The following is a 24,485-nucleotide window of genomic DNA, read 5'->3' as shown; positions in this document are numbered from 1 at the left end:
ACGCCGGGCCGCCGCCGGCGTCGGTGCGATCTTTCGGGGTGTTTCGGGCGCGGCGTAGTGCCACAGGGAGGGTCTGGGCGGCGCGCCAGGGCGGTGTGCGCCGCGCGGGTGGTCAGATGATGGCGGCGATATGGTCCCTGCGCATTGCCCCCGGGCCCCGCCGTGGGGGAAAATGGGCGTCTTTCTCGCCATACCCCCGCAGGAGATTCAGCGATGCCCAGCCGTCGTGACCGTGCCAACGCCATCCGCGCCCTCAGCATGGATGCCGTGCAGAAAGCCAACAGCGGCCACCCCGGTGCCCCCATGGGCATGGCGGACATCGCCGAGGTGCTCTGGCGCGACTACCTCAAACACAGCCCGACCAACCCGACCTGGGCCGACCGCGACCGCTTCGCGCTGTCCAACGGCCATGGCTCGATGCTGATCTACTCGCTGCTGCACCTGACCGGCTACGACCTGTCGATCGACGACCTGAAGAACTTCCGCCAGCTGCACAGCAAGACCCCGGGCCATCCGGAGTACGGCTACACGCCGGGCGTCGAGACCACCACCGGTCCGCTGGGGCAGGGCATCGCCAACGCGGTGGGCTTCGCGCTGGCCGAAAAGGTCATGGCCGCGCAGTTCAATCGCCCGGGCCACAACATCGTCGACCACTTCACCTACGTCTTCATGGGTGACGGCTGCATGATGGAAGGCATCTCCCACGAGGTCTGCTCGCTGGCCGGTACCCTCAACCTGTCCAAGCTGATCGCCTTCTACGACGACAACGGCATCTCCATCGATGGCGAAGTGCACGGCTGGTTCACCGACGACACGCCCAAGCGCTTCGAGTCCTATGGCTGGCAGGTGATCCGCAACGTCGACGGCCATGACGCCGACGAGATCAAGATGGCCATCGAGACCGCCCGCAAGAGCGACCAGCCGACCCTGATCTGCTGCAAGACCATCATCGGCTTCGGCTCGCCGAACAAGCAGGGCAAGGAAGAATCCCACGGCGCCGCGCTGGGCGATGCCGAAGTCGCCGCGACCCGCGAGGCGCTCGGCTGGCACCACGCCCCGTTCGAGATCCCGGCCGACATCTACGCCGAGTGGGACGCCAAGGAAGCCGGCGTCAACGCCGAGAACGAGTGGAACCAGCGCTTTGCCGCCTACCAGGCCGAATTCCCCGACCTCGCCAGCGAGTTCAAGCGCCGCATGGCCGGCGAGCTGCCGGCGGACTTCGCCGAGAAGGCATCGGCCTTCATCCGTGAGGTGGCGACCAAGGGCGAGACCATCGCCAGCCGCAAGGCCAGCCAGAACTGCCTCAACGCCTTCGGCCCGCTGCTGCCCGAACTGCTCGGCGGCTCGGCGGACCTGGCCGGTTCCAACCTGACCCTGTGGAAGGGCTGCAAGCCGGTGGTCGCCGAGGATGCCTCGGGCAACTACATGTACTACGGCGTGCGCGAGTTCGGCATGAGCGCGATCATGAACGGCGTCGCCCTGCACGGCGGCCTGATCCCCTACGGCGCGACCTTCCTGATGTTCATGGAATACGCCCGCAACGCGGTGCGCATGTCGGCCCTGATGAAGCAGCGCGTGCTGTACGTCTTCACCCACGACTCCATCGGCCTGGGCGAAGACGGCCCGACCCACCAGCCGGTCGAGCAACTGGCCAGCCTGCGCTGCACGCCGAACCTGGACACCTGGCGTCCGGCCGATACCGTCGAATCGGCGGTGGCCTGGAAGCATGCGGTCGAGCGCCACGACGGCCCGAGCGCGCTGGTCTTCTCGCGCCAGAACCTGCCGTATCACATCCGCGACAACGAGACCGAAGCGGCCATCGCTCGCGGCGGCTACATCCTCAAGAGCTGCGCGGGCGAGCCCGAGCTGATCCTCATCGCCACCGGCTCCGAAGTCGGCCTGGCCGTGCAGGCCTACGACCAGCTCACCGCGCAGGGCCGCCAGGTGCGCGTGGTGTCGATGCCCTGCACCAGCGTGTTCGACGCCCAGGATGCGGCTTACAAGCAGCAAGTGCTGCCGGTCGAGGTCAGCGCGCGGATCGCCATCGAAGCGGCCCATGCCGACTACTGGTACAAGTACGTGGGCCTTGAAGGCCGCATCATCGGCATGACCACCTACGGCGAATCCGCGCCGGCCGGCCAGCTGTTCGAGCACTTCGGCTTCACGGTCGACAACATCCTGGCCGTGGCTGAAGAACTGCTGGAGGAATGAGCTTAAAGCTTGAAGCCTGAGGCTTGAAGCAGAAGCAGGACGTGCCAGGCGCCGCTCCTGCTTCGGGCTTCGGGCTTCCGGCTTCGGGCTTCGGGCTCCAGAGCCAATGTCCCGAACTCCCCCCTACCGCATCGCCCTGAACGGCTACGGCCGCATCGGTCGTTGCGTGTTGCGCGCCTTCTACGAGCGCGACGCCGCCTTCAACTTCGAGATCGTTGCGCTCAACGATCTGGCCGACATGGCCAGTCTGGAATACCTCACCCGTTTCGACTCCACCCACGGCCGCTTTCCCGGCGACGTGAGCGTGGAGGGCGACTGCCTGCACCTCAACGGCCATTGCGTGAAGGTGCTGCGCCAGGCCGACCCCGAAGCGATCGACTGGGCCGCGCTGGGCGTGGACCTGGTGCTCGAATGCTCCGGTGCCTATACCAGCCGCGCCGATGGGCTGCGTTTTCTCGAGGCGGGGGTGCCGCGCGTGCTGTTCTCCCAGCCGATGGGCAGCGCCGCCGACGTCGAGGCCACGGTGGTGATGGGGGTGAACCAGGGCTGCCTGACGGGGCGTGAACGGCTGGTTTCCAATGCCTCCTGCACCACCAACTGCGGCGTGCCGGTGCTCAAGCTGCTCAACGAGGCGGTGGGCATCGAGTACGCCTCGATCACCACGATCCACTCGGCGATGAACGACCAGCCGGTGATCGACGCCTACCACCACGAGGACCTGCGCCGCACCCGCTCGGCCTTCCAGTCGGTGATTCCGGTGTCCACCGGGCTCGCCCGCGGAATAGAACGGCTGTTGCCGGAACTCTCGGGGCGGATTCAGGCCAAAGCGGTTCGGGTGCCGACGGTGAACGTGTCCTGCCTGGACATTACCCTGCAGACCGCCCGCGACACCGATGCGCAGACGATCAACCGGGTCCTGCGCGAAGCCGCCGAAGGCGGGCCGCTCAAGGGCCTCGTGGCCTACACCGAACTGCCCCATGCCAGCTGCGACTTCAACCACGACCCGCATTCGGCCATCGTCGATGGCAGCCAGACCCGCGTTTCCGGCCCCAGGCTGGTGAATCTGCTGGCCTGGTTCGACAACGAGTGGGGGTTCGCCAACCGCATGCTCGAAGTCGCCGACCACTATCTGCGCGTCGCCCATGACGATTGAACCGCAGCGCGCCACTCGACCACTCTTAAGGAAGATCCTATGACCGTTTTGAAGATGACCGACCTCGACCTCCAGGGTAAGCGCGTACTGATCCGCGAGGATCTCAACGTGCCGGTGAAGGACGGCGTGGTGAAGAGCGACGCGCGCATCCTGGCTTCGCTGCCGACCATCAAGCTGGCCCTGGAGAAGGGCGCGGCGGTGCTGGTCTGCTCCCACCTGGGCCGCCCGGAAGAGGGTGTCTACAGCGAGGAGGACAGCCTCAAGCCGGTCGCCGACTACCTGACCAAGGCCCTGGGCCGCGAGGTCCCGCTGATCAAGGATTACCTCGGCGGCGTCGAGGTGAAGGCCGGTGAGCTGGTGCTGCTGGAGAACGTGCGCTTCAACAAGGGCGAGAAGAAGAACACCGACGAGCTGGCGCAGCAGTACGCCGCGCTGTGCGACGTGTTCGTCATGGATGCCTTCGGTACCGCGCACCGCGCCCAGGGTTCGACCCATGGCGTGGCCAAGTTCGCCAAGGTCGCCTGCGCCGGCCCGCTGCTGGCTGCCGAGCTGGATGCGCTGGGCAAGGCGCTGAAGAGCCCGGCCAAGCCGATGGCGGCCATCGTCGCCGGTTCCAAGGTCTCGACCAAGCTCGACGTGCTCAACAGCCTGAGCCAGGTCTGCGACCAACTGATCGTCGGTGGCGGCATTGCCAACACCTTCCTCGCCGCCGCCGGCTACAAGGTCGGCAAGTCGCTGTATGAAGCCGATCTGGTGGACACCGCCAAGGCCATCGCGGCCAAGGTCAGCGTGCCGCTGCCGGTCGACGTGGTGGTCGCCAAGGAATTCGCCGAGAGCGCCGAAGCCACCGTCAAGGCGATCGCCGACGTGGCCGACGACGACATGATCCTCGACATCGGCCCGCAGACCGCCGCTCACTTCGCCGAGCTGCTGAAGTCGTCCAAGACCATCCTCTGGAACGGTCCGGTCGGCGTGTTCGAGTTCGACCAGTTCGGCCAGGGCACCCGCGTGCTCGCCGAAGCGATTGCCGACAGCCCGGCGTTCTCCATCGCCGGTGGCGGCGACACGCTGGCGGCCATCGACAAATACGGCGTGAGCGAGCGCATCTCCTACATTTCCACCGGCGGCGGCGCCTTCCTCGAGTTCGTCGAGGGCAAGGTGCTGCCAGCGGTCGAGGTGCTCGAGCAGCGCGCCCGCTGAGCCCGGCGTGCCCGGGCGGTTGCGCTGGCACAAGGCAACCACCCGGGCCGGGCGGTGTCTCTTAAACTGACCATCAAGGAAAGGAGACTCGCCATGCGTTACGCCGCCGTTGCCCTGTGTTGCCTGACCCTCGCCGGCTGTGCCGGTGGTGGCGCGCCGGAAAGCGCCTGCGAACTGTTCGCGCCGCCACCGGCCGACACCCCGACCGCGCAGAACGCCCAGCGCGTCGAGATGCAGGCCACCGGAGATCCCACCGCCATGAGCCCGGACGAACAGGACTGCGACTGAACGTCGGTTTCCAGGAGAACAGATGAAAGGCCTGATGTTTCTGCTTGCCGCCGCACTGCTGGTCGGTTGCGCGCGCCAGGCAGGCCCCGACGCACCGCTGGTGCGCTGGAACTGCGACAGCCAGCAAACCATTGCCTGGCGCTACGCCGACAAGGACCGGCGCAGCGTCGATCTGCGAATCGGCAGGGACTCGCAGATTCATCGTTTGCGCCTGGAACCTGCAACCCGGGGCGCTTTCTATAGCGATGGCGTAATCGCCCTGCACGACAAGGGCAGCGAGGTGCTGGTGTACCGCGTAGCCGACGACAGGGTGCTGGCCCACGGCTGCAGCGCCTCGTTGATCAATTTCTGATCCGGCGGCACGGTCGCCACGCAAAAAAACACCAGGGACGGAGAGCTGTCGTTGCCGCCCGCCCGTACAATGCCGCGCCCCGGGGCGCGGTGCTTGAACAGCGCCGGCCCCTGGGGCAGGCTTTAACGTTTGAATGACCCTAACCGGGAGAAAGGAAAACATGGCACTCATCAGCATGCGCCAGATGCTCGACCACGCCGCCGAATTCGGCTACGGCGTGCCGGCTTTCAACGTCAACAACCTCGAGCAGATGCGCGCCATCATGGAAGCGGCCGACAAGACCGATTCCCCGGTGATCGTCCAGGCTTCGGCCGGTGCCCGCAAATATGCCGGCGCGCCCTTCCTGCGCCACCTGATCCTGGCCGCGGTGGAAGAATTCCCGCACATCCCGGTGGTCATGCACCAGGACCACGGCACCAGCCCGGACATCTGCCAGCGCTCCATCCAGCTGGGCTTTTCCTCCGTGATGATGGACGGCTCGCTGCGCGAAGACGGCAAGACCCCGTCCGACTACGAATACAACGTGCGCGTCACCCAGCAGACCGTCGCGTTCGCCCACGCCTGCGGCGTGTCGGTGGAAGGCGAGCTGGGTTGCCTGGGCAGCCTGGAAACCGGCATGGCCGGTGAAGAAGATGGCGTCGGCGCCGAAGGCACCCTGGATCACAGCCAGTTGCTGACCGACCCGGAAGAGGCGGCCGACTTCGTGAAGAAGACCAAGGTCGATGCCCTGGCGATCGCCATCGGCACCAGCCACGGCGCCTACAAGTTCACCAAGCCGCCGACCGGCGACACCCTGTCGATCCAGCGCATCAAGGAAATCCACCAGCGCATCCCGGATACCCACCTGGTGATGCACGGTTCGTCCTCGGTGCCGCAGGAGTGGCTGAAAATCATCAACGAGTACGGTGGCGACATCAAGGAAACCTACGGCGTGCCGGTCGAAGAGATCGTCGAAGGCATCAAGTACGGCGTCCGTAAGGTCAACATCGACACCGACCTTCGCCTGGCATCCACCGGTGCGATCCGTGAATTCATGGCCAAGAACCCCGCCGAATTCGACCCGCGCAAGTACCTGGCCAAGACCGTGGCCGCGATGCGCGACATCTGCATCGCCCGCTACGAAGCCTTCGGCACCGCCGGCAACGCCTCCAAGATCAAGCCGATCTCCCTGGAGAAGATGTTCGAGCGTTATGCCCGCGGCGAGCTGGACCCGAAGGTCAACTGAGACCCTCGCTCATGAAAAAGCCCGCGAAAGCGGGCTTTTTCGTTTCAGGCCGGCTGCGGCAGTTCGCTGGCGATTTCCGGCGGTTCCGCCCGCAGGCGGGCCGGGCGGTCGCCGGCGACGAAGTAGGGCGCGTCGCTGCGCGGCAGCGGGGTGCGTCCGCGGATCCGGTCGGCGATCTTCTCGGCCAGCATGATGGTCGGCGCGTTGAGGTTGCCGGTGGTGATCAGCGGCATGATCGAGGCGTCGACCACCCTCAGCCCTTCGAGGCCGTGCACCCGGCCCTGGCCGTCGACCACCGCCATCTCGTCCAGGCCCATCTTGCAGGAGCAGGACGGGTGGTAGGCGGTTTCGGCGTGGCGGCGGACGAAGGCGTCCAGCTCGGCATCGCTCCGGCAGTCCGGCCCCGGGCTGATCTCGCGGCCACGGTAAGCGTCCAGCGCCGGCTGCTGCATGATCTCCCGGGTGATGCGGATCGCGTCGCGAAACTCGCGCCAGTCCTGCTCGGCGCTCATGTAGTTGAAGAGGATGCTCGGGTGTTCGCGCGGGTCGCGGGATTTCACCTGCACGCGCCCTCGGCTGGGTGAGCGCATCGAGCCGACGTGGGCCTGGAAGCCGTGTTCCTTCACCGCGTTGGTGCCGTTGTAATTGATCGCCACCGGCAGGAAGTGGAACTGGATGTTGGGCCAGGCGAATTCGGCGCTGCTGCGGATGAAGCCGCCCGCCTCGAACTGGTTGCTCGCGCCGATGCCGGTGCCGAGGAACATCCACTGCGCGCCGATCTGCGGCTGGTTCCACCACTGCAATGCCGGATACAGCGAGACCGGTTGCTTGCAGCTGTACTGCAGGTACATCTCCAGGTGGTCCTGCAGGTTCTGGCCGACGCCGGGCAGGTCGTGCACCAGCGGGATGCCCAGCTCGCGCAGCAGCGTCGCCGGGCCGACGCCCGAGCGCTGCAGGATCTGCGGCGAAGCGATCGCGCCGGCGCAGAGCAGGACTTCCCGTTGCGCATGGACCACCTTGGGCACGTCGCCGTTGCCCTGCAGGTAGGCCACGCCGTTGGCGCGCTTGCCGCTGAAGAGGATGCGATCGGTCAGGGCGTGGGTGACGACGGTCAGGTTCGGCCGCTCGCGGGCCCTGTCCAGGTAGCCGCGGGCGGTGCTGGCGCGTCGCCCTTCGGGTGTCACCGTGCGGTCCATCGGGCCGAAGCCTTCCTGCTGGTAGCCGTTGAGGTCGTCGGTCGCCGGATAACCGGCCTGGACGCCGGCCTCCACCATGGCGCGGAACAGCGGGTTGTTGCCGGCCCTGGGGGTGGTGACGTGCACCGGGCCGTCGCCGCCGTGGTAGTCGTTGGGGCCGATGTCCCGGGTCTCGGCCTTGCGGAAGTAGGGCAGGCAGTCGTGGTAGGTCCAGTCCTCGAGCCCCGGCGCCTGGGCCCAGTTGTCGTAGTCCAGGGCATTGCCGCGGATGTAGCACATGCCGTTGATCAGCGAGGAGCCGCCCAGCCCCTTGCCGCGGCCACACTCCATGCGGCGGTTGTCCATGTACGGTTCGGACTCGGTTTCGTAGGCCCAGTTGTAGCGCCGTCCCTGCAAGGGGAAGGCGAGGGCGGCGGGCATCTGGGTGCGGAAATCCAGCCGGTAGTCGGGGCCGCCGGCTTCGAGCAGCAGGACCCTGACGTCCGCGTCTTCGGTCAGCCGCGCGGCCAGGACATTCCCCGCCGAGCCGGCGCCGATGATGATGTAGTCGTATTCCATGGGCAGCACCTTCGGAAGCTTGCAGCGTGTGGCTGTTCAGAAGACCGAGGCGAAGTCGCCGAGCTCCACCTGCACCGATTTGATTCGAGTGTATTGGGCCAGGGTGGTCAGCCCGTTCTCGCGACCGACACCGGACTGCTTGTAGCCGCCCACGGGCATCTGCGCGGGGGATTCGCCCCAGGTGTTGATCCAGCAGATTCCGGCTTGCAGGCGATGGATCACCCGGTGCGCACGGGCCAGGTCGCGGGTCACGATGCCGGCGGCCAGGCCGTATTCGGTGTCGTTGGCGCGGCGAATGACCTCCTCCTCGTCGTCGTAGACCAGCAGGCTCATCACCGGGCCGAAGATCTCCTCGCGGGCGATGGTCATCTCGTCCGTGCAGTCGCTGAATACCGTGGGCGCCACGTAGGCACCCCTGGCGAGCTCGCCGTCCTCGACCCGATGGCCGCCACAGAGCAGGCGTGCGCCCTGCTGGCGGCCGGTTGCGATATAGCCGAGCACTTTCTTCAGGTGGGCGAAGCTGGTCAGGGGGCCGAAGTTGGTCCGCTCGTCCAGCGGGTCACCCAGACGGATGCGCCTGATGCGCTCCAGCAGCTTGCCCTCGAAGCGCGACAGCAGCGCGCGGGGGACGAACACCCGGGTGCCGTTGGTGCAGACCTGGCCGGTACTGTAGAAGTTGGCCATCATCGCGATGTCGGCGGCGCGGTTGAGATCGGCGTCCTCGAAGACGATCAGCGGTGACTTGCCGCCCAGCTCCAGGGTGACTTCCTTGAGCGTCGAGGCGGATGCGCTGGCCATGACCTGCTTGCCGGTGACGGTGCCGCCGGTGAAGGAGATCTTCTCGATACCCGGATGCTCGGTCAGCCACTGGCCCACTTCGGCGCCGCTGCCGGTCAGCACGTTGAACACGCCGTCGGGCAGGCCCGCCTCGCTGTAGATCTCGGCGAGCCTGAGGGTGGTCAGGGAGGTCACTTCGCTGGGCTTGAAGATCATCGCGTTGCCGGCGGCCAGGGCCGGCGCCGATTTCCACAGCGCGATCTGGATCGGGTAGTTCCAGGCGCCGATCCCGGCGACCACGCCCAGCGGCTCGCGGCGGGTGTAGACGAACGAACTGTCGCGCAGCGGGATCTGCTCGCCCTCGATCGCCGGAACCAGCCCGGCGTAGTACTCGAGCACGTCGGCGCCGGTGACGATATCCACCGCGCGGGTTTCCGAGAGCGGTTTGCCGGTGTCCAGGGTTTCCAGTTCGGCCAGCTCGTCGTTGCGCTCGCGCAGGATATCCACCGCACGGCGCAGGATGCGCGAGCGCTCGACGGCGGTCATCGCCGCCCAGACCTTCTGTCCTTCGGCGGCGCTGGCGACGGCGCGGTCGACATCGGCGCGGCTCGCCTGCTGCAGCTCGGCGAGCACGTCGCCGTTGGCCGGGTTGATGCTCTGGAAGGTGGCGGTGCCGGTGGCGTCGACGTACTGGCCGCCGATGTAGAGGCGTTGCTGGGGCAATCGAGGCATGTCGTTCTCTCCGCAAGGTGCGGCCGCGGCGGACGGTACCGGCCCGCCGCGGCGCCGCAGTGGTCAGCCGGGCTGCTTGGCCAGCTGCTGGTCGAGGTATTCGTAGGCCAGGCTCAGCGCCTGGTCGATGTCGAAGTCATCTCCCGACAAGGCGCCGCGCAACCACAGCCCGTCGATCAGGGCAGCGAGCCCGCGGGCGGCCGCGCGTGCCTGGTCCGGCGGCAGGCAGCGGTGGAACTGGCCGCACAGGTTGGAATAGAGACGGTGGTCGTTGATGCGCTGCAGGCGGCGCAGGGACGGCTGGTGCATGCTGGTCGCCCAGAAGGCCAGCCAGGTTTTCATGGCCGGGCCGTTCACCTGGCTGTCGTCGAAGTTGCCGTCGATGATGGCCTTGAGATGAGCGCGCGGATCGTCGTCGGGCAGCTGTGCCCGGCGGTCGCGCACGGCCTGGTTCAGCGCCTTCATCAGGTGGCGCATGGTGGCTTCGAGCAGGCCGTTCTTGTCCTGGAAGTAGTGGCTGATGATGCCGTTCGAGACGCCGGCGAGGCGGGCGATCATGGCGATGCTGGCGTCGCTCATGCCGACCTGGTCCACCGCTTCGAGGGTGGCGTGGATCAACTGCTTGCGTCGGATGGGCTGCATTCCGAGCTTGGGCATTGGGGCTCCGGTGCTTTGGGGGCGCCCGGCAGTCTAGCATTCTTTATTGAACGACCAATCAATAAAAGACGGCGGGCAGGGCGCTAGGCGCTTGCGGTCGTCGGTCGCGGATGAAGCGCACGGGGCGCCTCATCCGCCGGGGTGTTACTCAAGCCAGCCGTCGACGCGCTCGGGATTGGCCTCGATCCACTGCTTGGCGGCGGCCTCGGGGCTGGCGCCGTCACGGATGGCGAGCATCACCGCGCCGACTTCCTCGGCCGACCAGCTGAATTTCTTCAGGAAGGCTTCGGCTTCCGGTGCCTTGGCCGCCAGGCCGGGATTGGCCACGGTGTCGACGTGCTCGGCCTCGCCGAAGACGTTCTTCGGGTCTTCCAGGAAGCGCAGTTTCCATTGCGCGAACATCCAGTGCGGAATCCAGCTGGTGACCACGATCGGCTTGTCGGCCTTCATCGCACGCGACAGGGCGGTGGCCATGCCCGGGCCGGAGCTGGGCATCAGGCGCAGGTTCAGGCCGTATTCCTTGATCGCATCCTCGGTGCGGCGCATCACGCCGGCGCCGGCGTCGATGCCGGTGATCTTGCCGTCCAGCTGGTCGGCATAGTCGTTGAGGTCCTCGATGCTCCTGGCAGCGAAGCTTTCCGGTACCACCAGGCCGATCTTGGCGCCTTCGTAGTTGCTACCGAGCACCGTCACGCGGTCCTTGAGCTTTTCGAAGTACTCGCCGTGGGTGGCGGGCAGCCAGGCCGACAGGGTGACATCGAGGTCGCCGCGGGCGATGCCCTGCCACATGATCGCGGGTTCGACCGCCTGCAGGGTGACGGGATAGCCGAGCCTGCTCTGCAGGATTTCCCCGGCGACGTGGGTGGCGGCGACGCTGTCGTCCCAGCCATTGACGTAGCCGATCTTCAGGGCCGGCTTGTCCGCCGCCATGGCCGCGTTCATGCCCAGTGCCAGGCAGGCGACGCCCAGGCCCCGGACGGCGTTCTTGATCATGCTCATGGTGTTGCTCCTTGTGGGATGTTCGAAAGGCGTAGCCGTCCCTGGCGTGCAAAGGCGCGCCAGGGACCTTGGCGATCGATCAGAGGCCGACGTACCGTTTCACGGCGCTGGCGCCGTCCTGGCCGTCGAAGGTGGTGACGCCCTCGAGCCACTGGTCCAGGACCTGCGGGTTGGCCTTGATCCAGTCCCGGGCGACACGGGCGGGGTCCTGCTTGTCGAGGACCTTTTCCATCAGCTGGCTTTCCATCTCGACGCTGAACCGCAGGTTGTCGAGCAGCTTGCCGACGTTGGCGCAGCGCGTCTGATAGTCCGGCGGCACCACGGTGTAGACCTGGGCCGCGCCGAAGTCGGGGCCGAACACGTCGTCACCGCCGTCGAGGTAGGTCAGGTCGTACTGGGTGTTCATCGGGTGCGGCGCCCAGCCGAGAAAGACCACCGGCTGCTTGCGTTTGATCGCCCGCGACACCTGCACCAGCATGCCGGCCTCGCTGGACTCGACCAGCTTGAAGTCGCCGAGGCCGAACTGGTCGGCCTTGATCATCTGCTCGATCAGCAGGTTGCCGTCGTTGCCCGGCTCGATGCCGTAGATCTTGCCGTCGAGCGGGTCCTTGAACCGGGCGATGTCCTCGAAGCTCGTGAGGCCCGCCTCGGCGGCATAGGTGGGCACGGCGAGGGTGTACTTGGCGCCGGTCAGGTTGGGCGTCTCGAGCACCTTGACCGAACCGTCCCGGATGAAGGGCTCGATGATCGAGTCCATCGAGGGCGCCCAGTAGCCGAGGAAGGCGTCGATCTGCTTGTTCTTCACCCCGGTGAAGGCGATCGGCACCGAGGCCATGATCTTGCTCGGCTGGTAGCCCAGCGCTTCGGTCAGGGTCATCGCCACGCCGGTGGTGGCGGCGATGTCGGCCCAGCCGATCTCGGCGAAGCGGACCTTCTGGCAACTCTGTGGCTCCTGGGCCCAGGCGCCGCCGGCCAGGGCCATGCAGGCCAGGCCGAGGGCGGCGACGTGCTTCGATGCGTTCATGAAAACTCCTTGGCGAGGGCTTGGCGGAATGGGCTACTGGCGCTGCATGCGCAGCCGGCTGCTGACCCAGCCGTAGAAGCGCGCCCGGCGCGTATCGGTGCGCGGGGTGCCGAAGCTTTCGGTGATGCGGTCGAGGATGATCGCCAGCAGCACCACGGCCATGCCGCTTTCGAAGCCCAGGCCAATGTCCAGGCGCTGGATGCTGGCGAGCACGTCGTTGCCCAGCCCACCGGCGCCGACCATCGAGGCGATGATCACCATCGACAGGGCCATCATGATGGTCTGGTTGACCCCGGCCATGATCGAGGGCATGGCGTTGGGCAGCTGCACCTTGAACAGCAGCTGACGGCTGTTGCAGCCGAACGACTGGCCGGCTTCGACGATTTCCTTGTTCACCTGGCGGATGCCCAGGCTGGTCAGGCGCACCGCCGGTGGCATGGCGAAGATCACCGTGGCGAAGATGCCCGGCACCCGGCCGAGGCCGAAGAGCATGGCGGCCGGAATCAGGTAGACGAAGGCCGGCATGGTCTGCATGAAGTCGAGGATCGGTCGGATGACGAAGGCGACCCGTTCGCTGCGCGCGGCCCAGATGCCGAGCGGAATGCCCAGCAGCAGGCTGATCAGGGTGGCCGAGAAGGTCAGGCCGAGGGTCACCACCGTCTGCTGCCAGAAACCGGTGAGCACGATCAGCACCATCGCCACGGCGGTGAAGATCGCGAAGCGGATACCGATGCGCCACAGGCCGAGGCCGACGAAGATCGCGATCAGCAGCCAGGCCGGCGGCAGCATCAGGACCCGCTCGATGGCTTCGGAAAAGGCCGCCACGCCGCTGCCGAGGGTTTCGAAGGCGCCGCCGTAGTTCTCCAGCAGGTGCTCCACCGCATCGTTGACCCAGCTGCCCAGGTCGAGCTTCTTCTCGTTCATGCTCAGTCTCCCTGCAGCCGGCTCAACAGGCGGCCCTTGCTGATGGCGCCGCTGTAGCGCCCGTCGCCATCGATCACCGGAATCGGCCCCTCGTTGTCCACCAGGCGTTCGATCACCTGGTTCAGCGGCAGGTCTTCGGGTGCCGGGTCGATCTGCTTGAGCACCTCCTCGTCGAGGCTGCAGGTCTGCCCGCCGTCGACCATCAGGGCGAGCTTCTCCAGGCTGATGGAGCCGCGGAAGTTGTTGTCCTCGTCGACCACGAAGGCGTAGTGCTTGTCCTGCGCCTGCAGGTCCTGGCAGACCTGCTGGGCATCCGGCGCCTTGCCGTTGTGCACGTAGAGCGGGACGCTGTCGGCCTTGAGCTGCCCGGCGGTGAGGTAGCGGCTGGTGTCGACGGTATCGAAGAAGTTGCGCACGTAGTCGTTGGCGGGGTTGTCGATCAGCTCCTGGGGCGTGCCGACCTGCACCAGCCGGCCGCCTTCCATGATCCCGATGCGGTTGCCGATGCGCATGGCTTCTTCGATGTCGTGGGAGACGAAGATGATGGTGCGGCGGTGGGTCCGCTGCAGCTCCAGCAGGATGTCCTGCATCTCGCGGCGCTTGAGCGGGTCGAGGGCCGAGAAGGCCTCGTCCATGATGATCATTGAAGGGTCGACCGCCAGTGCGCGGGCCAGGCCGACGCGTTGCTGCATGCCACCGGAGAGTTCGTGGGGAAACTTGTCGGCGAAGGTGTCCAGGCCGACCTGGCGCAGCACCGCCATGGCGCGCTCTTCACGTTCGCGGCGGCCCTTGCCGGCCACTTCGAGGCCGAAGGCGGCGTTGTCCAGCACGGTGCGTGAGGGCATCAGGGCGAAGGACTGGAAGACCATGCTCATGTCGCGGCGGCGCAGGTCGATGAGCTGGTCCTTGGGGAGCTTGGCGACGTTCTGGCCGTCGATGAAGACATCACCGGCCGAGGGTTCGATGAGTCGGTTGATCAGCCGGATAAGGGTGGATTTGCCGGAGCCGGAGAGCCCCATCAGGACGAAGATCTCGCCTTCCTCGACGCTGAACGAGACGTCGCTGACGCCGATCACCGCGCCTTTCTCGGCGAGAATCTGTTCCTTGCTCATCCCCTGCTTGAGCAGGTCGATGGCCTCTTGTGGGTGCTCTCCGAAAACCTTGTAAAGGTTTTGCACCACGATCTTTCCAGGTTGCATGGAGTGTTTCCCCTTCAGTAGACATCCAGTTCGGTTGCGCAAGTCCGATGGCGCCGGTCAGGCGCAGCACCTGGTTGATGCCGACTGCTGTTGCCTTGCGGGTCCGCATGGGCGAGGCGGGTGGGCGTGAAGGGGAGCGTCCGCTCGGCCTGCTCCGTGACCCACGGCGCGTCGGCCGGCGGTGCATGCGCCGGACTGCGTGTGGGTGGACAAAGTGGGCGACGGCTCTTACCACATCCCTTCAAAACGCTTTCCGTATCCTCTGGCAGTGCTGCGAATCCCGATCCCTGGGCGCTGGACACCTCGTCCGAGGTGCGCGAAGTTTCGAATATTGTTGTCAGGCAGGCCTCCGCTGCTGGAGGTGCGCCCCTTATGGTGTTCGGGCCGAGGTGGTGGGCCTTGGCCCGTCGCGCGGTGCGACAGAAACGAAATCGGCTGTCTCAAACGATATAGCCTTGGGGGCGCGGCAATTGTCGGTTTACGACCCTGACGTGTTGGGCGACGACATGCCCTGCCTATAAAAACCATAACAGATGTTTTTGCCCCGTGGGGAAGCTGGAAGCCGCGCCGGGCGTGGTTTGCAGCCTTCCTAATGGCCTCTGGCCGCCGTCTGGCGGGGGCTGCGGCGGAATCGAAAAAACTGAAATTAATTGCGATCGAATGATCAAAAGCCTTGATGGATGAGGGCGGATCGGGGTGATTCGGGCGACCCCGTTCGGTGCTTGAAACGATCGGGATGACCCCCATCTTGGTGCCGAAAGAGGGCCACCCTGGCGACGCCTTTTTTCAAGCGCGAGCGTGCGTATTGCCGCCCCTGGAGCGGTCGGCGGTTTTGGGCACGGAGACGTCGGTGCTGGACGTCGCCGCCGCCTGAAAACCACGATGATGAGTGTCCGAATCAACCTTTGATGCGCGAGCGGAGCAGAGCATGGCTATCAGCGTTTTCGACCTGTTCAAGATCGGCATCGGGCCTTCGAGTTCCCATACGGTCGGGCCCATGCGCGCCGCGGCGCTGTTCGTCGGCGCGTTGCGCGAGCGGCGCCTGCTCGAGCGCGTGACGCGGCTCGAGGTGCGGCTGTACGGGTCGCTGTCGGCCACCGGCGTCGGGCATGGCAGCGACAACGCCGTGGTCATGGGTCTGATGGGCGAGTGGCCGGATCGCATCGACCCGGCCTGCATCGGTCCGCGCATCGAGACGCTCAAGCGCGAGGGCCGTCTGCTGCTGGACTGCGAGCATCCGGTCCCCTTCGACTGGCAGCGCGACCTGCTGCTGCTCGACGAAAGCCTGCCGTACCACCCCAACGGCATGACCCTGGTGGCCGAAGGCGAGGGCGGCGAGTTGCACCGGGACACCTACTACTCGGTCGGCGGCGGCTTCGTGGTTGATGCCGAGCAGGCCTCCACCGGCGTGCTGGACAGCGACGACACCCGGCTTCCCTACGATTTCGCCAGCGCCGCCGAGCTCCTCGAGCTGTGCCGTGCCCACGGCCTGAGCATCTCGCAGCTGATGCTGGAAAACGAAAAGGCCTGGCGCAGCGAGGACGAGATTCGCGCCGGCCTGCTCACCCTCTGGCAAGCGATGCGCGACTGCGTGAACCAGGGCCTGCACCACGAAGGCCTGCTGCCGGGCGGGCTCAACGTACGGCGCCGAGCCGCGCGGCTGCATCGCAGCCTGCAGGAGCTCGGCAAACCCAACGTGATCGGCTCGACCATGAGCGCAATGGAGTGGGTGAACCTGTTCGCCCTGGCGGTCAACGAGGAGAACGCCGCCGGCGGGCGCATGGTGACCGCCCCCACCAACGGCGCGGCGGGCATCATCCCGGCGGTGCTGCACTACTACGTCAAGTTCAACCCCGATGCTTGCGACGACGACATCGTCCGCTTCTTCCTCGCCGCGGCGGCGATCGGCGTGCTGTGCAAGAAGAACGCCTCCATTTCGGGGGCCGAGGTCGGTTGTCAGGGCGAGGTCGGCTCGGCCTGCGCGATGGCGGCGGCGGGGCTTGCCGAAGTCCTGGGCGCCACCCCCGAGCAGGTGGAGAACGCCGCCGAGATCGGCCTGGAGCACAACCTCGGGCTGACCTGCGACCCGGTCGGCGGACTGGTCCAGGTGCCCTGCATCGAGCGCAACGCGATCGCCGCGGTGAAGGCGATCAACGCCGCGCAGATGGCCCTGCGCGGCGATGGCCAGCACTTCATCTCGCTCGACCGGGTGATTCGCACCATGCGCGACACCGGCGCCGACATGCATGACAAGTACAAGGAAACCTCCCGGGGCGGCCTGGCGGTGAACGCCATCGAGTGCTGAAAAAGCGTGCTCGCCGGCCTGCGGCTCGCGTGATTTTGGTGCGGTTGCGCGCCGCGCCATGATGGCCTTTGGCCGGGCGTTACCGTTGTGCCGCTCCGGCTACCCAGCCCGCTCCTGCGCTGCTACCGAGACTCCCAGCCGCTCTGCCGAGGCGCGCCGAGGGGGCGCGGGCATGGCCAGTGCGCGGGGCTCTGTCACGGGGCTTCGATGCGTGCCGTGTTTTTATTGAACGGCCGATCAATCACGGCATAGCTATTGCTTCGTCACCTGGCCCACTGGCCACAGAGCCAGACGGACCGCCCACCTCCCGCAGGAGGTGCCGCCTGTGCGTGAGGAGACGATGATGGCCCAAGCGAACCAGATCCAGCCCACTGCTGCGCAGCCCCAGTCCATTGGCTTTTTGTTGCTCGACAACTTCACCCTGATCTCCCTGGCCTCGGCGGTCGAACCGCTGCGCATGGCCAACCAGCTTTCCGGTCGCGAACTCTACCGCTGGCTCACCCTGAGCCCGGACGGCAGCCCGGTGCGCGCCAGCGACGGCTTGCAGATCACCCCCGACGTCTCCTTCGCCGACGTGCCGGACCTGGACATGGTCATCGTCTGCGGCGGCGTCGACATCCAGCATGCGGTCAGCCGCGAGCACATGGGCTGGCTGCAGACGCAGGCGCGCAAGGGCCGTCGCCTGGCGGCGGTGTGCACCGGCAGCTGGGCCCTGGCGCGTGCCGGGTTGCTCGACGGCTACGAGTGCAGCGTTCACTGGGAATGCCTGGCGGCGATGCAGGAGGCCTTCCCGCGGGTGGCGCTGACCACGCGGCTGTTCGTCATCGACCGCGACCGCTTCACCTGCTCCGGCGGCACCGCGCCGATGGACCTGATGCTGCACCTGATCGGCCAGCAGCACGGGCGCGAGCTGGCGGCGGCCATCTCCGAGATGTTCATCTACGAGCGCATCCGCAACGAGCAGGACCACCAGCGGGTACCGCTCAAGCACATGCTCGGCACCAACCAGCCGAAGCTGCAGGAGATCGTCGCGCTGATGGAGGCCAACCTCGAGGAGCCGATCGATCTGGACGAGCTGGCCTGCTACGTGGACGTCTCGCGTCGCCAGCTCGAACGGTTGTTCCAGAAGTACCTGCACTGCTCGCCGTCGCGCTACTACCTCAAGCTGCGCCTGATCCGCGCGCGCCAGTTGCTCAAGCAGACGCCGATGTCGATCATCGAAGTCGCCTCGGTCTGCGGGTTCGTCTCCACGCCGCATTTTTCCAAGTGCTACCGGGAGTATTTCGGCATTCCGCCGCGCGACGAGCGTTCCGGCCAGGTGCGCAGCAACGTGGTGGCGCTGGTGCCGGTCGGCGAGGAGCTGGCGCAGCCGTCGACCTCCTCGGCCCTGGCGGCGCTCACCCGGGCGCGCAGCGAGTCGACCTTCGCCAGCGTGCGCCTCTGAGCCTACGCCTCGGCGGCCTGCTCGCGCTGCAGTTCGGCCTCGAGCCAGTCGACGAAGCGCGCCGTCAGCCGCTGACGGCGCTTGCGTTCGGGCAGGATCAGGTAGTACCCGAAGGGTGAGCGCGCCACGCCGTCGCAGACGCGGCACAGCAGGCCCTGGCGTACCAGGTCGTCGACCAGGTGACGCCAGCCGATGGCCACGCCCCGGCCGGCGATGGCGGCCTGGATCAGCAGGGTGTAGTTGTCGAAGCGCAGGCTGCCCGGCGTCGGCGAGGCCGCGATGCCAAGCGCGCGGAACAGCCCGCTCCAGTCGAACCAGCGCGAGCGCGTCTCCGGGCGCAGGTGCAGCAGCGGCAGTCGCCGCAGCGCGTCGATCGGCAGCGGCAGGGCCTGCCCGGCGACGAGCTGGGGGCTGCAGACCGCAAAGACCTCCTCGGCGAACAGAAGCCGCGCCTCGCCGTGCTTGAAGCGGCCGTCGCCGAAGCTGATGGCCAGGTCGATCTCCATCGGCAGGGCGCGCAGGCCGCGCTCGGAGGTGACCAGGCTGACGTCGACGTCCGGGTGCGCCTGGTGGAAGCGATGCAGCCGCGGCATCAGCCAGTAGGCGGCGAAGGCGAAGTCGGTGCCCACCTGCAGCACTTCGCGTTGCGCCTGGGCGGTGACCGAGGCGATGCCGTCGTCGAGGACCTGCAGGCCTTCCTGCACCTGGCGCAGCAGCGCCTCACCGGCGTCGGTGAGGACGATGCCGCGGTGCACGCGATCGAACAGACGGCTGTCGAGCTGGCGTTCGAGGCGCTTGATCTGCTGGCTCACCGCCGGCTGGCTGCTGCCCAGCTCGCTGGCCGCGGCGGTGAAGCTCAGGTGGCGCGCGGCGGATTCGAACACCAGCAGGCTGTCGAGGGATATTCCATGCAGTTGGGTATACATAAGAAAATATTATCCAGATGATCCGCCTTGGACCGGTTTACGCAACGTTATCTGGCTAACATCATGGCACACGCACTGTCGCATAAACTTTTCATATGCAGCGTGGAGGCCCATGAAACGCCCGAATCTTCTCTTCATCATGGCGGACCAGATGGCCGCTCCACTGCTGCCCCTGCACGATGCCGCCTCGCCCATGCGCCTGCCCAACCTGATGCGCCTGGCCCGCGAGGGGGTGGTGTTCGACGCCGCCTATTGCAACAGCCCGCTGTGCGCGCCCTCGCGTTTCTCCCTGGTCAGCGGCCAGCTGCCGTCGAAGATCGGTGCCTACGACAACGCCGCCGATCTGCCCGCGGACGTGCCCACCTATGCCCATTACCTGCGTCGCCTCGGTTATCGCACGGCGCTGTCGGGGAAGATGCATTTCTGCGGCCCGGACCAGCTGCACGGCTACGAGGAGCGCCTGACCAGCGACATCTACCCGGCCGACTACGGCTGGGTGGTCAACTGGGACGAGCCCGAGGTGCGTCCGAGCTGGTACCACAACATGTCATCGGTGCTGCAGGCCGGGCCCTGCGTGCGCACCAACCAGCTGGACTTCGACGAAGAGGTGGTGTTCAAGGCCCGGCAGTACCTGTACGACCACGTGCGTGGCGATGGCGACCGGCCGTTCTGCCTCACCGTCTCGATGACCCATCCGCACGATCCGTACACCATCCCCGAGCCGTTCTGGAGCCTCCACCGCGACGACGAGATTCCGCTGCCCCGCCATACGCTCGCCCAGCACCAGCAGGACCCGCATTCGCAGCGCCTGCTCAAGGTCATCGACCTCTGGGACCGGGAGCTGCCGGAGCAGAAGATTCGCGACGCCCGCCGCGCCTACTTCGGCGCCTGCAGCTACATCGACGCCAACGTCGGCAAGCTGCTGGAGACCCTGGAGGCCTGCGGCCTGGCCGAAGACACCGTCGTGGTGTTCTCCGGCGACCATGGCGACATGCTTGGCGAGCGGGGCCTCTGGTACAAGATGCACTGGTTCGAGATGGCCGCGCGGGTGCCGCTCCTGGTGCACGCCCCGTCGCGCTTCGCCCCCGCGCGCGTCGGCCAGGCGGTCTCGACCGTCGACCTGCTGCCCACCCTGGTCGAGCTGGCCGGTGGCCGTGTCGACGAGCGCCTGCCGCTCGACGGACGATCGCTGGTCCCGCATTTGCAGGGCGATGGCGGGCATGACGAGGTGTTCGGCGAATACATGGGCGAGGGCACCGTCGCGCCGCTGATGATGATCCGTCGCGGCGACTGGAAGTTCGTCTACAGCGAGCGCGACCCGCTGATGCTGTTCGACCTGCGCAGCGACCCGCAGGAGCTGGAAAACCTCGCCGGGTCAGCCGAGCACCGGCCCGTCCTCGAGGGGTTCATCGAGCAGGCGCGCCAGCGCTGGAACATGGGCGCCATCCATCAGGCTACCCTGGACAGCCAGCGTCGCCGCCGGCTGGTCGGCGAGGCGCTGCGAAGCGGCAGGCTCACCAGCTGGGATCACCAGCCCATGGTCGACGCCAGCCAGCAGTACATGCGCAACCATATCGACCTCGACGATCTGGAGCGCCGCGCCCGTTTCCCGAGGCTCTGAGGGGCTTCACGGCGCAGAACAACCAAGCAAGGAGAGACTGATGAAGACGACACGAGCAGCATGGGCCCTCGGGCTGGCATTGACCGCGGGCAGCCTGTCGGCGCATGCCGAGGAGGCGTCATGCGCCACCGTGACCCTGGGCGATCCGGGCTGGAGCGACATCGCGGTCACCAACGGCATCGCCCGTTTCGTGCTCGAAGGGCTCGGTTACAAGGTGCAGAGTTCGACCCTGGCGGTGCCGATCATCTTCGCCGGGCTGCAGAAGGGGCAGGTGGACGTCTTCCTCGGCAACTGGATGCCCGCGCAGCAGAGCCATTACGACAAGCTGGTCGCCGGCGGCGAGATCGACGAGGTCGCGGAGAATCTCAGCGGCACCGAGTACACCCTGGCCGTGCCGGCCTATGCCTACGAGGCGGGAGTCACGACCTTCGCCGACCTGGACGCCCACGCGGACCGCTTCAACCACACGATCTACGGCATCGGCGCGGGCTCGCCGGCCAACGAGTCGATCAAGGAAATGATCGCCGCCGACGAGTTCGGCCTCGGCGACTGGAAGCTGGTGGAGTCCAGCGAGCAGGCGATGCTGGTGCAGGTCGGCCGGGCGGTCAGGCGCGACCAGTTCGTGGTCTTCCTCGGCTGGACCCCGCATCCGATGAACGTGCAGTTCGACATGCGCTACCTCAAGGGCGGCGAGAAATACTTCGGCGAGAGCGGCAGCGTGAACACCCTGACGCGCAAGGACTACGTGGCGCAGTGCCCCAACGTCGGCGCACTGCTGAAGAACCTGACGTTCACCCAGGACATGGAGAACACCATCATGCAGCAGGTCGACAGCAAGCAGGCGAGCACCGAGGGCGCCGTGAAAGCCTGGCTGCAGGCCAACCCGCAAGTGCTCGACGGCTGGCTCGATGGCGTCCGGACCCGCGAGGGCGAGAGCGGGCTGGATGCGGTGAAGGCCAGGTTGTGATGGGCTGAGGGAGTGGCCGGGCCCGCGAGGGGGGCGACGCCATTCGCGGTCAAGACCGCTCCCATGCAAGCGGAAAGGCCACCCGCCGCTGCGCCCGGCGTTTTGCGCCCTCCACTCGGGGGGCCGGGGCACTTTCCTCGCAGGGCTGTGCAACGGCCAGGCGGTCAGGCCGAGCGGCACTCGACCTGTGGGGACGCCTGGTCTTCACCGCGAACGGAGCGCCGAATCATTCGGTCGCGACCGCTTCCACCGCAAGAGGCGGAAAGACCGCCGCCACGGTGCCCGCCGCGTTGCGCCTGTTGTTCACGAGGGGGTGAATCCCACACGAAGCTTCGTCTATCAGCGTGGCACCAGTGCCGGCAGCAGGTTGCGGGAGATCGCCTCGCGTACGGCCGGCAGCAGCGTGGCGTGGCTGCCGAGCAGTTCCTCCACCAGCCGGCGCAAGGCCAGCGCCCGTTCGCCGTCGAGGCCGGTCACGGCCAGCTCGCAGGCGCGCTCCGGGCTCGAGCCCGGTGGGATCGCCAGGCCAAGCGCCACCAGGCGCTCGCGAAAATCTTCGGCGTCGATCAGGTCGGCATGCATCATGGTTCTTCCTCCACGGTCAGTGCTAACGCAGCACCCCTTCGTCCAGCAGCACATTGAAGATAGCCTCTGCCGCGGCCTGCGGCGAAACCCCTTCGAGCGTCTGGCCCCCTCCGCCGGTAGCCTTGCGGGTGGCGGCGCGCATGCGCTCGGCGGCGTTGCCGGCGCTGACCACCTTCAGCCGCTTGGGGCGCGGGCGGGCCGGTTGCAGGGTGGCGACGGCGAGCAGCGGATCGTCGGCTGGCGCGGCCTCCTGAACCTGCAACTGGCCCCGGCGTGCCGGGCCGAAGGCGCTCTGGCGCGCCGCCGGTGCGCCGTTGTCTACGCTGGCCAGAAACGGCAGGCGCACCCGCAGCCGCCTGCGCTGGCCACGGGGCAGGGCCTGCAACACCAGCGCCTGGCCGTTCTCGACCGATTCGATGTCCGCCAGGCCCACCACCAGTGGCCAGCCGAGCCGTTCGGCCAGCAGGTACGGCAGCATGCCGGAGCCTTCGCCGGTTTCCGCCTGGCTCCCGGTCAGGACCAGTTGCGCCGGCGAGTTCGCCAGGTGTTCGACCAGCGCGGGCAGGGCATCGGCCCGTGGCGGCTGCTGGAGCACCGTCAGTCCGGGCAGGCCCATGCCGAGGTAGGCGCGCAAGGTTTCGTCGGAAGCATCGCCGGCGTGCACCACCTGCAACCGCTCGCCGGACAGCCGCAGGCCGAGTTCGACGGCGCGGGCATCCTGCTCGGCGCGGCGAGGCCGGCCGGAGGTGGGATGCGCCCCGACCGAAACCAGGGCGACGACATGCAGATCAGTCATGGCCGGGCTCCGTAGGGTGGATCACGCTTCACCGATCCACCGGGGCGGTCGATGGGCGCGTACCGGATAAGGGCTCCTAGGTCAGGCCGCATCACGTCGCCCTCCCTCTCGATGGGCGGCGACGCGCTCGATCAGTGCCTGGAGGATGGCGGCCGAATCGCCGACGACGGCGAGGTCGGCGCGCTTGATCATGTCGCAGCCGGGGTCGAGGTTGACCGCGATGACCTTGTCGCAGCCGCCGATGCCCTGCAGGTGCTGGATCGCCCCGGAGATGCCGACCGCCAGGTAGACCCGCGCGGTGACCCAGGTGCCGGTGGCGCCGACCTGCCGCGCGCGCGGCATGTGGCCGTCGTCCACCGCCACCCGCGACGCGCCCTCGGTGGCGCCGAGGGTGGCCGCGGCACAGTGGAACAGGTCCCAGTCGGTGACGCCGTTGCCGCCGGAGAGGATGAATTCGGCCTCGGCCAGCGGGATCTGGGCCGGGTCGACGGCGACCGCGCCGAGGTCTTCCATGCGTGGCAGATGGCCGATCGCGGGCGCGGGCAGTTCGACCCGGCGGGCCTCATGACGGGTTTCGCTGACCGGCTCGGCGCATTCGGCGGCGGCCAGGATCAGGCGCGGCGTGGGCTGCACGAGGTCCTCGCGGCCGGCGCCGGCGCGACCGCTGCAGAGCCCGTCGCGCACCTGCCAGACCCGCGTGGCCGGACGTTCGCCCAGGCTCGCCGCCAGCCGCCGGCCGAGCTCGCCGCCACCGCTGCGGCTGTCGGGCAGCAGCCAGTGGCGCGGCGCGAAGCCGCTCTCCACCGCACGCAGGGCCAGCAGGCGCTGCTCCGGGCAATAGCCGCCATAGGCGTCGCCGTCCAGGACCAGCAGCCGATCGACGCCGGCGGTGTCGAAGGCGTCTTCCCTGGGCTGGCCGAAGACCACTGTCAGCACCGCGCCGGTGGCGCCGGCCAGCTGCCGGGCGAGGCCGAGCACGTCGTGGTCATGGCTGCCGAGGCGGCCACCGACCATGTCCGGCACCACGGCCACCAGATGGCTCGGCTGCTCGACGAGGTGCAGCGGCAGGCGCACCGCGGCTCGTGGCGCGCTGCGCTTCGGTGCGCCGCCTTGCTGGGCGCCGGAGCGGTCGATGCGCTTGAGGCCGCTGGGGCCGACGAACCCTGCCGCGAGCGCATGGGGGTTCTTGCGGATCAGCCCGTTGGGGCCGATCCAGCGGGCTTCGCTTTTCTGCATCGCCGCGTGCAGGGGATGCAGGCGGTTGCGGGCGATCCACTCGGCACGCGGGTCGCGGCGGACGATGTCGCTCATGACGGAATCTCCGGGGCTGGGCGGGGCGCCCGTTG

The 24,485-nt window shown here is 67.4% G+C and carries 21 protein-coding genes; 10 read left to right on the top strand and 11 right to left on the bottom strand.

Going from position 1 to position 24,485, the window contains the following annotated elements; all coding sequences use genetic code 11:
* Positions 1 to 213 precede the first annotated feature (213 nt).
* The 6 genes from tkt to fba all read left to right on the top strand — a co-directional run bounded on the left by tkt (position 214) and on the right by fba (position 6,429).
* Complete coding sequence (gene tkt, locus DN824_RS02465; RefSeq protein WP_138406816.1) at positions 214 to 2,211, top strand: transketolase; 1,998 nt, start codon at positions 214 to 216, stop codon at positions 2,209 to 2,211.
* A gap of 106 nt (positions 2,212 to 2,317) precedes the next feature.
* Positions 2,318 to 3,364 (top strand): erythrose-4-phosphate dehydrogenase, encoded by a 1,047-nt coding sequence (epd, locus tag DN824_RS02460; protein WP_138406815.1) that lies wholly within the window; start codon positions 2,318 to 2,320, stop codon positions 3,362 to 3,364.
* A 39-nt stretch (positions 3,365 to 3,403) separates the two neighbouring features.
* Positions 3,404 to 4,564 (top strand): phosphoglycerate kinase, encoded by a 1,161-nt coding sequence (locus DN824_RS02455; RefSeq protein ID WP_138406814.1) that lies wholly within the window; start codon positions 3,404 to 3,406, stop codon positions 4,562 to 4,564.
* Between the two features lie 93 nt (positions 4,565 to 4,657).
* Positions 4,658 to 4,852, top strand: a complete 195-nt coding sequence (locus DN824_RS02450; protein ID WP_138406813.1) for a hypothetical protein — start codon at positions 4,658 to 4,660, stop codon at positions 4,850 to 4,852.
* Between the two features lie 22 nt (positions 4,853 to 4,874).
* Positions 4,875 to 5,204, top strand: a complete 330-nt coding sequence (locus DN824_RS02445; protein ID WP_138406812.1) for an MliC family protein — start codon at positions 4,875 to 4,877, stop codon at positions 5,202 to 5,204.
* Positions 5,205 to 5,364: 160 nt separating this feature from the next.
* Positions 5,365 to 6,429 (top strand): class II fructose-bisphosphate aldolase, encoded by a 1,065-nt coding sequence (gene fba, locus DN824_RS02440; protein ID WP_138406811.1) that lies wholly within the window; start codon positions 5,365 to 5,367, stop codon positions 6,427 to 6,429.
* A 44-nt stretch (positions 6,430 to 6,473) separates the two neighbouring features.
* Here fba and betA read toward each other — a convergent pair whose 3' ends face one another.
* From betA to DN824_RS02405, 7 genes are all read right to left on the bottom strand, one after another.
* A complete protein-coding gene (betA, locus tag DN824_RS02435) occupies positions 6,474 to 8,189 on the bottom strand; it encodes a choline dehydrogenase (protein ID WP_138406938.1) in 1,716 nt (571 codons plus the stop codon).
* Positions 8,190 to 8,219: 30 nt separating this feature from the next.
* Positions 8,220 to 9,692 carry a betaine-aldehyde dehydrogenase gene (gene betB, locus DN824_RS02430; protein WP_138406810.1) on the bottom strand — a complete coding sequence of 491 codons (1,473 nt, stop codon included), beginning with the start codon at positions 9,690 to 9,692 and terminating at the stop codon, positions 8,220 to 8,222.
* Positions 9,693 to 9,755: 63 nt separating this feature from the next.
* Positions 9,756 to 10,349 (bottom strand): transcriptional regulator BetI, encoded by a 594-nt coding sequence (betI, locus tag DN824_RS02425; protein ID WP_138406809.1) that lies wholly within the window; start codon positions 10,347 to 10,349, stop codon positions 9,756 to 9,758.
* A gap of 144 nt (positions 10,350 to 10,493) precedes the next feature.
* On the bottom strand, positions 10,494 to 11,348 hold the full coding sequence (locus tag DN824_RS02420; RefSeq protein ID WP_138406808.1) for a glycine betaine ABC transporter substrate-binding protein: 855 nt from the start codon (positions 11,346 to 11,348) through the stop codon (positions 10,494 to 10,496).
* A 79-nt stretch (positions 11,349 to 11,427) separates the two neighbouring features.
* On the bottom strand, positions 11,428 to 12,372 hold the full coding sequence (locus DN824_RS02415; protein WP_138406807.1) for a choline ABC transporter substrate-binding protein: 945 nt from the start codon (positions 12,370 to 12,372) through the stop codon (positions 11,428 to 11,430).
* A gap of 33 nt (positions 12,373 to 12,405) precedes the next feature.
* Positions 12,406 to 13,296 carry an ABC transporter permease gene (locus DN824_RS02410; protein ID WP_138406806.1) on the bottom strand — a complete coding sequence of 297 codons (891 nt, stop codon included), beginning with the start codon at positions 13,294 to 13,296 and terminating at the stop codon, positions 12,406 to 12,408.
* A gap of 2 nt (positions 13,297 to 13,298) precedes the next feature.
* The gene (locus tag DN824_RS02405; RefSeq protein ID WP_138406805.1) at positions 13,299 to 14,495 is read right to left on the bottom strand and encodes a quaternary amine ABC transporter ATP-binding protein; all 1,197 of its coding nucleotides are present in this window, start codon (positions 14,493 to 14,495) and stop codon (positions 13,299 to 13,301) included.
* Between the two features lie 928 nt (positions 14,496 to 15,423).
* Between DN824_RS02405 and DN824_RS02400 the strand changes: the two genes are divergently transcribed.
* Together DN824_RS02400 and gbdR are read left to right on the top strand one after the other, a co-directional pair.
* Entirely contained in the window at positions 15,424 to 16,800 is a 1,377-nt protein-coding gene (locus DN824_RS02400; protein WP_138406804.1) for an L-serine ammonia-lyase, read from the top strand.
* 343 nt (positions 16,801 to 17,143) lie between these two features.
* Entirely contained in the window at positions 17,144 to 18,244 is a 1,101-nt protein-coding gene (gene gbdR, locus DN824_RS02395) for a choline metabolism transcriptional regulator GbdR (protein ID WP_138406803.1), read from the top strand.
* A gap of 2 nt (positions 18,245 to 18,246) precedes the next feature.
* On the opposite strand, the gene DN824_RS02390 is transcribed toward gbdR, so the two are convergent.
* Complete coding sequence (locus DN824_RS02390; RefSeq protein ID WP_138406802.1) at positions 18,247 to 19,170, bottom strand: choline sulfate utilization transcriptional regulator; 924 nt, start codon at positions 19,168 to 19,170, stop codon at positions 18,247 to 18,249.
* 112 nt (positions 19,171 to 19,282) lie between these two features.
* Between DN824_RS02390 and betC the strand changes: the two genes are divergently transcribed.
* Positions 19,283 to 20,791: a choline-sulfatase gene (gene betC, locus DN824_RS02385; protein WP_138406801.1), complete on the top strand. Its 1,509-nt coding sequence runs from the start codon at positions 19,283 to 19,285 to the stop codon at positions 20,789 to 20,791.
* 40 nt (positions 20,792 to 20,831) lie between these two features.
* Positions 20,832 to 21,758 carry a choline ABC transporter substrate-binding protein gene (gene choX, locus DN824_RS02380; RefSeq protein ID WP_138406800.1) on the top strand — a complete coding sequence of 309 codons (927 nt, stop codon included), beginning with the start codon at positions 20,832 to 20,834 and terminating at the stop codon, positions 21,756 to 21,758.
* Between the two features lie 339 nt (positions 21,759 to 22,097).
* On the opposite strand, the gene DN824_RS02375 is transcribed toward choX, so the two are convergent.
* The 3 genes from DN824_RS02375 to etfA form a co-directional block, all read right to left on the bottom strand.
* Complete coding sequence (locus tag DN824_RS02375; protein WP_138406799.1) at positions 22,098 to 22,343, bottom strand: hypothetical protein; 246 nt, start codon at positions 22,341 to 22,343, stop codon at positions 22,098 to 22,100.
* Positions 22,344 to 22,365: 22 nt separating this feature from the next.
* Entirely contained in the window at positions 22,366 to 23,139 is a 774-nt protein-coding gene (etfB, locus tag DN824_RS02370; RefSeq protein WP_138406798.1) for an electron transfer flavoprotein subunit beta, read from the bottom strand.
* An 81-nt stretch (positions 23,140 to 23,220) separates the two neighbouring features.
* On the bottom strand, positions 23,221 to 24,450 hold the full coding sequence (etfA, locus tag DN824_RS02365) for an electron transfer flavoprotein subunit alpha (protein ID WP_138406797.1): 1,230 nt from the start codon (positions 24,448 to 24,450) through the stop codon (positions 23,221 to 23,223).
* Between the last annotated feature and the right edge of the window lie 35 nt (positions 24,451 to 24,485).

Origin of the sequence: Stutzerimonas nosocomialis, assembly GCF_005876855.1 — a bacterium.
Lineage (GTDB): Bacteria > Pseudomonadota > Gammaproteobacteria > Pseudomonadales > Pseudomonadaceae > Stutzerimonas > Stutzerimonas nosocomialis.
This window is presented reverse-complemented; position numbering and strand designations above follow the sequence as displayed.

Bases quoted from the DNA above. Each gene is read 5' to 3' on its own strand.
- DN824_RS02405 (WP_138406805.1), bottom strand. From the start codon at position 14,495: ATGCAACCTGGAAAGATCGTGGTGCAAAACCTTTACAAGGTTTTCGGA.
- betC (WP_138406801.1), top strand. From the start codon at position 19,283: ATGAAACGCCCGAATCTTCTCTTCATCATGGCGGACCAGATGGCCGCT.
- DN824_RS02415 (WP_138406807.1), bottom strand. From the start codon at position 12,372: ATGAACGCATCGAAGCACGTCGCCGCCCTCGGCCTGGCCTGCATGGCC.
- betB (WP_138406810.1), bottom strand. From the start codon at position 9,692: ATGCCTCGATTGCCCCAGCAACGCCTCTACATCGGCGGCCAGTACGTC.
- DN824_RS02410 (WP_138406806.1), bottom strand. From the start codon at position 13,296: ATGAACGAGAAGAAGCTCGACCTGGGCAGCTGGGTCAACGATGCGGTG.
- gbdR (WP_138406803.1), top strand. From the start codon at position 17,144: ATGGCCCAAGCGAACCAGATCCAGCCCACTGCTGCGCAGCCCCAGTCC.
- DN824_RS02390 (WP_138406802.1), bottom strand. From the start codon at position 19,170: ATGTATACCCAACTGCATGGAATATCCCTCGACAGCCTGCTGGTGTTC.
- etfA (WP_138406797.1), bottom strand. From the start codon at position 24,450: ATGAGCGACATCGTCCGCCGCGACCCGCGTGCCGAGTGGATCGCCCGC.
- etfB (WP_138406798.1), bottom strand. From the start codon at position 23,139: ATGACTGATCTGCATGTCGTCGCCCTGGTTTCGGTCGGGGCGCATCCC.
- DN824_RS02420 (WP_138406808.1), bottom strand. From the start codon at position 11,348: ATGAGCATGATCAAGAACGCCGTCCGGGGCCTGGGCGTCGCCTGCCTG.
- fba (WP_138406811.1), top strand. From the start codon at position 5,365: ATGGCACTCATCAGCATGCGCCAGATGCTCGACCACGCCGCCGAATTC.
- DN824_RS02400 (WP_138406804.1), top strand. From the start codon at position 15,424: ATGGCTATCAGCGTTTTCGACCTGTTCAAGATCGGCATCGGGCCTTCG.
- epd (WP_138406815.1), top strand. From the start codon at position 2,318: ATGTCCCGAACTCCCCCCTACCGCATCGCCCTGAACGGCTACGGCCGC.
- DN824_RS02455 (WP_138406814.1), top strand. From the start codon at position 3,404: ATGACCGTTTTGAAGATGACCGACCTCGACCTCCAGGGTAAGCGCGTA.
- DN824_RS02375 (WP_138406799.1), bottom strand. From the start codon at position 22,343: ATGATGCATGCCGACCTGATCGACGCCGAAGATTTTCGCGAGCGCCTG.
- choX (WP_138406800.1), top strand. From the start codon at position 20,832: ATGAAGACGACACGAGCAGCATGGGCCCTCGGGCTGGCATTGACCGCG.
- DN824_RS02450 (WP_138406813.1), top strand. From the start codon at position 4,658: ATGCGTTACGCCGCCGTTGCCCTGTGTTGCCTGACCCTCGCCGGCTGT.
- DN824_RS02445 (WP_138406812.1), top strand. From the start codon at position 4,875: ATGAAAGGCCTGATGTTTCTGCTTGCCGCCGCACTGCTGGTCGGTTGC.
- betI (WP_138406809.1), bottom strand. From the start codon at position 10,349: ATGCCCAAGCTCGGAATGCAGCCCATCCGACGCAAGCAGTTGATCCAC.
- tkt (WP_138406816.1), top strand. From the start codon at position 214: ATGCCCAGCCGTCGTGACCGTGCCAACGCCATCCGCGCCCTCAGCATG.